This window comes from Aquisphaera insulae (assembly GCF_011064615.1).
Taxonomy (GTDB): Bacteria; Planctomycetota; Planctomycetia; order Isosphaerales; family Isosphaeraceae; genus Aquisphaera; species Aquisphaera insulae.
Genome location: NZ_JAALJH010000219.1, coordinates 1 through 1,522 on the forward strand (window position 1 = coordinate 1; position 1,522 = coordinate 1,522).

The 1,522-nt window shown below is 65.9% G+C and carries 1 protein-coding gene; it reads right to left on the reverse strand.

The window, feature by feature from the left end; all coding sequences use genetic code 11:
• Positions 1-556 precede the first annotated feature (556 nt).
• Positions 557-1,210 (reverse strand): RNA polymerase sigma factor, encoded by a 654-nt coding sequence (locus G6O54_RS36830; protein WP_165236103.1) that lies wholly within the window; start codon positions 1,208-1,210, stop codon positions 557-559.
• Positions 1,211-1,522 lie beyond the last annotated feature (312 nt).

A 1,522-nucleotide genomic window follows, 5' to 3' on the forward strand; every position in this document is an offset into this window, starting at 1 on the left:
CCGGTCCTCCAGGTTGAGGCGGCGGGCGAGTCGGTTCCGGCGGTGCTCCGTGAAGCTCGGGCGACGGCTCATGGTGCGTTCCTTCGGTGCAGGATGGACTCGGGCGCGGACGATCCCGGAGCCCCGCATCGGCGCCGCGCAAAGATGGCGCACGCCGATCGGGGGCGCACGATCAAGCCGTGCGCGGATGCGGATACCTCGATGAACGGAGGACGACCCGGGCCGGGGATCGGGGGATTGCTATCCATCCCGGTCGGCGGCCTGGAGGCGATCACTGGATCTGGAGGGCCGGGTAGAACTGCCCCAGCCCGACCGACGATCACCGATGCGACGACGGATGTGATGCTCGGGGATCAGCCCCGCCGATTGCCTCGGGGGGGCTCATCCGCCGATGCCGCCGGGAACCGGCCCGGGGCGGCGGAAGGGGCGAGATCACAGGTCCCTCTATCTTTATAAACTGCCAAATCCGCCCGGAGCCCTTCAGAAATCTCTCAATTTTTACAAAATTGCTGGCCGCGTCGCGTGGGAAGGGTAACCACGCCTCTCGGCACCGACCTCAGAGGCGGTCGGACGACCTCGTCGACCTCGAATCGAGGGCCCCCCTGGCGATTCTGAGTTTTCGCTCGATGAAGCCGACCGAGAGGCCGGTCCGTTCGGCGGTCTCCTCGATCGTGTATCCCTCCATGCGGCACCGGACGATCTCGATCCAGGCGGGATCGGGGATCAGGCCGGCGAATCGAGCCGCTTCCTCCCGCATCGAGGCGAGTCGCTCGGCACTCGGCGTCGGATCGAAGAGCCGGTCGGTTACCTCGTCCAAGTTTACCATTTCAAACATTGGACACGCCTCGGCTTCCGGATCCCCGCGAGGGGTCGAAGGAGTTGCGACGGGGGGTTTTATCCGCCCGCGACCTCCGCGACGGCGTGCACTCGCCCGGCGCCGGATCTCCAGTACCTTGAGGTGGACCATGCGAAGCGCGAGCCCGGTCAACTCGCCCTCATTGGAGACCCGAATGCGCCCGGCTTTCGCCCCGAGGTGCAATTCGAGGAGCACCTCCGCGGCGACGTCTTCGCCGTCCAGGAAGGCGGGCTTGCGGCGGCCCAGGGAGTGGATCCGGCGGGCTGCGTCTCGGGAGATCACGCGGAAGAGCTTGCGGAGGATCGTACCAGCGGCATAGCTATCCCGATCGGCGAGCACCGTGGTCAGCGGCATGACGTCATCTCCGGCGGCGCGCGAGCTCGCGCCGCGCCTCACGACATGCCGGAGATGTCCGCCGCCATGGGACCCGCCGCACGGAGCGGACGATCAGCCGGGCCCCAGGCGAGGGCCTCGCACCCGCGCCACCGGCTTGGTCATGGTCTTGTACAGACGTCGAATAGCGAGCGGATTGGATCGAATCCGACCACGGAATGCCAGCACTATTTCCGAAATTCTTCCTATAAGAGGTCAAAGTAAGCGAATACGAAATCCCTAGAGCATTGCGCACCGATCGCTTACGTCACGTCGGCGGACGTTTCGCGACTC